Source organism: Emticicia sp. (genome assembly GCF_043780375.1).
Lineage (GTDB): Bacteria > Bacteroidota > Bacteroidia > Cytophagales > Spirosomataceae > Emticicia.
On sequence record NZ_JAYWCU010000038.1, the window covers coordinates 1 to 6,248 of the forward strand.

A 6,248-nucleotide genomic window follows, 5' to 3' on the forward strand; every position below is an offset into this window, starting at 1 on the left:
ATACAACTAATTGTACTTTTTCCAATTAAATCAGGAATTTCTTTTGCTTCGACTAAAGGCAGCCTTTTAGTAAACGTATGAAGTGCCTCAAATCGTATTCGCTTACCTGGGGAAATTATGCCTCCCTGAAATGTTGCATCGGCAGAAACATAGTCATATTTAATTGCCGTACCCATGTCTATAATGAGAACGTTTTGCGTTGGATATAAAAAATTTGCTCCAACTGCTCCAGCAATTCGATCAGAACCGAGGGTTTGGGGCGTTTCATAATCTTTTTTTATAGGTAATGGAGTTGTAGCATTTAAGAATATCTTGTAAAAATTATAATTCTTGAAAATGTCTTCTAACTCAATTTGACTTCGTGTAACTGAAGAAATAATAAGATTTTTAACGTTTTTTAAGGAAATAGCTTCTTCCAACTCATTGATTGACAAGCCTTTTTGCACTTCTAATAATTCGTTTCCTGCGAAAAATCCTATTTTAGCATAAGTATTTCCGAGGTCGATTGCTGCATTTATATCCATAACCCCAAAGGAGAATTGTGATTATTGATTTATAATTCTTTTACTTTAATCTTCATTTTCTTCTTGATAATACCTGGTCGTTTTTCTAATTCTATGGGATAACCTAATAAATCTCGAATTACGATCGATGCACAAACCCCTCCAAAAGCAGCTGGTAAATAAGAAATTGTACCATAAGCCGAGCGTTTAAAATTGTTTCCATCAGTCAGAATCAAAGAGTCTCGCATGAAGGGTTCGGTCGAAAAAACGGCTTTGATTCCAGTATCAACACCTAATTTCTTTATTCTTTTTCGGACATATTGTGCAAATAAACACTGATAGGTGTCAAATAAATCAGCCACTCTATTTTTTGTGGGGTCAATTTTCCCTCCAGCACCCATTGAGCTAACTATACGTTGTTGTTTTTCGTAAGCAGTCGATAGTAAAATGAGTTTTGGTGTAACGCTATCAATGCAATCCATGATATAATCGAACTTGGTTTCCAAAATTTCACGGCATTTTTGGGGTGAAAGAAATTCTTTTACCACGTGCAGTTTTAATTCGGGATTGATTGCCATAAGTCGTTCTGCCATAATTTCAGCTTTTAATTCGCCATGATTTGTTGCCAAAGCAGGCAATTGTCGGTTTCTATTAGATGGGTCAACCACGTCACCATCAACAATGGTCATTTCACCTACACCAGAGCGACAAATATATTCGGCGGCAAAAGAGCCAACGCCTCCCAAACCTACAACCAAAACATGGGAACATTGAAGTTTGTCAATTCCTTCTTTTCCAACTAATAATTCGGAGCGTGAAAGCCAAGCGGGCATTTTTTTTAGTTCAGAGTGTAAAGTGCAAGTGTAGAGTTAATAGATTCTAAACGGTGCACTACGAATTAATTGAGTAAATATCCATACGTTTTCAACTTAGTACGTAAGGTTGGATAATCTTTTTTAAGAACAATTATTTGGTAATCCTCGGCTTTGATGAGTAGCTTTTTGATAGATTGATTTTGTATTAAAAGCTTTATCAATTCGGGGTCGTCGTTTGGAATCTTGAAAACCAACACTTCATCAATTTGTTTCAAAGGATGTATTTTTCGGTCGAGGTCTTCAAAGAAATTTTTCCAATTGGGTGGTAATTTATTGCTAACGACTTGCTTGAAAATATCAATTTTCATTTTGAGGTCTTTTTTATTGGCTACGTTTTTCAAAAAAGACTCATTTGAAACGGCATATCGGTTTGAACCAACTTTATCGGCATAATTTGCCAAAAGATTATCGGTAATGTTGGTTTCGCCTTCTACCAAAATCATTAGGTTGTCGGTCGAAAATATTAGTTCAAAGCTTTTTTCGACTTCTGGAACTTCATATACAGCAGTTTTACCCAAAAGATACGCCCCCAAATTTGTAAGTCTAACCGCTTTTATTCCATCATAATTAGAATAATAAGTTTTTCCTAATTCGGTCGTATCAATATTATCATAAGCAATATCCAACAATCCGTAGCATGCCCAAAGCATCAAACTTCCTTTGATAAATGGTTCAATAGTGAAATTTTTATAATTTGCTTTAGTGAGAGATTTTTTGTCTTTTCCATATTTTCCTTCAATTTCGTAAGTCAAATACTGACACATTTGTACGATACTTGCCATTTTGAAATCATAATTTCTGAGGGAAGTAAAGTCAAGAATATTTTGTGTGCTTATCCATTTATTTTCAGGAAGCATTTTTAAAATTTCCACAAAAGTGCTTTCTACATCTTGAACTTGATAAAGATTATGTCCCCCTTTTAAATGTGTTAAAAGATGAATATGACTAAGGTATTTTTTGATATATGTAATATCAAAATAGCTTTTTAGTAAGCCAAGAAAAATTTCGTCTTTTTTGGGTTTGTCTTGACAAACAACCAGAGAAGCCAAGAGATAGGATTTTAGTTGTTGTAAATCTTTTGGGGCTGATTCTGGATATAATTCGTTGATATTAAGTGTTTTACGAATTTTTCCAAGTGTATTAGACATGACTTTTCCATTTGTCGAAGTTTTAATATTACCTTGTTGATTATAATTAATCAAATTGGGTAAGGTTGTAAAAATCTCCGTTTCATTACAAGCAATATACTCGGTATTGGGTGTTTCTGTTAAAGGAACTAAGTTGTAATGTAGTGGCTTTTCGTAGTATTCTATCAAAATTTTGCGAAGTTCAATAGGAATTTCTATGAAAAAGTTTTTTATGTAAGAGCTTGAATGATAGTTATATTCTGATTGAGTTTCTACGGCAAAAACCATGAATTCCTTGCGAAAATCTTTTTCAAAATAAGTTTTGTTAGTATAGGTTTTCTTTTCAATTTGAAAGAAAATTTCTATGCCTGTTTCCTTTAAAACTTCTTCTTCTGTAAGGGTTTCATTCCACACCATCGTATCGAAAACTTTCTTGATATCGATATTTAAAGATGACAGAAAAAATTGATAGATTTCATTATTTCTAAATAATTTTGAAACAATATGGCAATAATCTAACTTAGTAAGTTTACTATAATTTGTTTTCAACTCCCTTATTTCTCCTTCATCAAAGCCATTTTGTACCATCAGCGGCGTATTTGAAACATACATCTCCAGTACAGTTTTTCGATATGCCTGCAAATTTTCTCGCTTTAAAGAGCTTTTGTCCAATTCTTTAGCTAATTGATTAAGTTCTTCTTTTTTTTCACCAAAAACCGAAGGTTTTGGCGTATTTTTTTCTCTATTCCCGCCCAAACCCATTGATGATAAAAAAGCATCATAATCATCAAAAATTTTATTTAAATCACGTTCTTTTGCCATAATTTTTTGTAAAACAACTTTTTTAGTTGATCAATTTTACAATTTGGAATATTGTTTTACTTAAGTAGATAATTTATATCTTCTTCGCTCAAGCTCTTCACCGAAGCGGCATCTGCCGAAATAATATCATCAAATAATTGCTTCTTTTTCTCTTGCAAAAGTAATATTTTTTCTTCGATTGTGTTTTGAGCAATGAGTTTATAACTTGTTACTTTGCGGGTTTGTCCGATACGGTGTGTACGGTCAATCGCTTGAGTTTCAGCAGCCACATTCCACCATGGGTCGAAGATGAAAACCATGTCGGCAGCGGTTAGGTTTAAACCAGTTCCACCTGTTTTCAGGGTCATTACAAACGCCTTGCAATTAGTGTCATTTTGGAACCTATCAACTAATTTTTGGCGGTCACGAGTAGAGCCAGTCATACTTACAAAATCAATTCCTGCATTTTCTAAAACACCCTCAATAAGCTCAATTGCTGCTAAATAATTAACAAATACAAGTACTTTATGCCCATTTGCTATGGCATCAATCATTTGTTCGGTCAATAATTCTAATTTGGGCGAGCTTATTTTACCATCCGATTTAGTTTCGGGAAGCGAGGCAATTTGTCGTAATTCGTTAAATGCTTGGAAGATGAAAAACTGACTTTTTTCGATGCTCGAAGTCGTGATTTGTTGTTTGATTGCTTCCTGATAAAACAAACGTCGTTGTTCGTAAAGTTTGGCTTGCGGCTCCGACATTTCTACATAAAGAGTTTGTTCAATTTTATCTGGAAGTTCGGTCAAAACCTCAGATTTTAGTCTTCGGAGAATAAATGGATATATTTTTTTTCGTAATTCGAGAATGGCATCGGTATCACGATTTTTTTGAATAGGAATCAAATAATTATCATTGAAATTTTGTGCAGAACCAAACATGGCAGGATTCAAAAATCTAAAAAGTGAGTAAAGTTCACCCAAATTATTTTCGATGGGTGTACCACTTAATGCCAATTTATGCTGAGATTTAAGTAAAAGTGCCGCCCTTGTGGTTTGAGATTGCATATTTTTGATGTTTTGAGACTCATCTAAAATCACATAATAAAAATCAACTTCCTTGAAAATCTCAATGTCGTTTCGAAGCATGGCATAAGTCGTAAAAATAAGGTTCGATTTTACGGCATCTTCAATTTTTCTGTTTTCGGCATAATACGTATAAGTCGTAATGGTAGGACTGAATTTTATAACTTCATTTTTCCAGTTGAATAATAAACTTTTAGGCATTACGACCAAAGTCGGTTTTGTTTGTTTTGGATAAATTTCGGTGAGCAAAGTGATAGTTTGAATAGTTTTTCCAAGACCCATGTCATCTGCCAAACAACCGCCCAATTTTTGTTGCTGTAAGTAACTCAACCACTGATAGCCGTATTCTTGGTAAGGTCTGAGTTTTGCATTTATTTTTGGTATTTTTTTGGTATTTTTTTTAAGTTCATTAAAGCCTTCAAAAATTGCTTTCGATTTTTGGAAAACGGCAGACTTGTTTCGTTCGTCAATCAACTCTTCAACTAAGGGTAAATCGAAAAATGAAATCTCAATTTTATCTTTTTTCTTCTTAAACAAACGTTGTAATTTCTGTACATACGACTCATTGAGCAAAGCATGAGAACCATCTGAAAGCTCGACATACCGTTTTTGTTTATACTGCATGAGTGCTTCCCAAAGTGAAATTTTTTCACCATCAAAATCAAGCGTTGCATTGCCTTCCAAGAAATCGATGCCTGATGATAGGCTTACATCCAATCGAGGTTGTGAAGTGTTAATTTTATAGGTTTTGAGTTTTTCAGCACCAAAGAGTTTCCAACTGAGCAAAAGTGTAGATAACTCATTGTAAATAAAGCCATTAGCTACTTCTTGAGGTACTACAAAAAGGTTTTCTTCTTGATAAATTTCAGATGTTTTTTTCTTTCCTTCCTTAGGAATATGCTTTTTTAGCAATTTTGAAATGATTTCACAAAGTTCCTCAATAGGTTTTTGCTCTATATAAACTACTCGAATAATTTGCTCCAATTCGCTTATTTCAACGCAACGATGAAGGTCAAATTGTTCCAAAAACTCAACATCAAACCCTTGTAAAACTTGCGTAATTCGGAGATGCAGAGCATTGTCAGTATCTATTTTTTCGAAAACTAAGGCAGGCTCTGTGCCTCGTGTTTCTCGTAACTCTTCAACCTTATATTGTTTGTATTGTACTTGGAAATTATCAAGATAAGAGAATAATAATGATAAAAACTTCTCTAAATCTATCGCATCAATTTCAGAACTAAAAGCGTTTAAACGACTAAAATTATGCCCTAAAGGAGTAATTTCGTAGATCGTGTGGTCTACCATTACAAAGCCTTCGGAAATAGGTAAAAGAGCATCAATAGCTTGGTGGTTTACCATTAAAACAGGCTTGATAGAAAGCTTTTTTCCTTTGTTTTCTACTGGTTGAATATCAAAAAAAACTTGATATTCACCCTCGGCAAACTTTAATTTTTCACCTTTTTCATTTACCAATAAATCAGTGTTCTTTAGGGCATAAAACAGGTGTTCATGTTCTGCTAAGTATAAACTTCCTTGTTCTTTTCCCCATTCAATCACAAAGGCACTTCGCTCTTTAATGCTATCAATTTGACGTAAAATATTGCGTACTTCGCCTGTGTAGGCTTGGTAATTTACTTCAACGGGAGTCAGATTTTTATCAACAATTTCAAGAAATGTACCAGATGCATCGCTCACAAACATAAACAAAATATCGATTGGCTTTACATTTTTGCTTTGCCACGTTTGTCTTTTAAAACTATTAAATGACTCATTAAAGGAGTTACTCATATTTTGGGAATATTGATTTCTAATATGTTGATTATCAACAGATTGTATTTTTTTCGATGGGTTACCAATAAT

4 protein-coding genes are annotated in these 6,248 nt (G+C 33.7%); all 4 read right to left on the minus strand.

Features of this window, described 5'->3' with window-relative positions:
* On the minus strand, nt 1-524 hold a 524-nt coding region (locus ACH2CJ_RS02900), incomplete at its 3' end, for a type III pantothenate kinase (protein WP_394990582.1).
* A gap of 29 nt (nt 525-553) precedes the next feature.
* Nucleotides 554-1,336: a ThiF family adenylyltransferase gene (locus tag ACH2CJ_RS02905; RefSeq protein WP_394990583.1), complete on the minus strand. Its 783-nt coding sequence runs from the start codon at nt 1,334-1,336 to the stop codon at nt 554-556.
* A gap of 65 nt (nt 1,337-1,401) precedes the next feature.
* Entirely contained in the window at nt 1,402-3,327 is a 1,926-nt protein-coding gene (locus ACH2CJ_RS02910; RefSeq protein ID WP_394990585.1) for a hypothetical protein, read from the minus strand.
* Nucleotides 3,328-3,383: 56 nt separating this feature from the next.
* Entirely contained in the window at nt 3,384-6,176 is a 2,793-nt protein-coding gene (locus ACH2CJ_RS02915; protein WP_394990587.1) for a DEAD/DEAH box helicase, read from the minus strand.
* Nucleotides 6,177-6,248 lie beyond the last annotated feature (72 nt).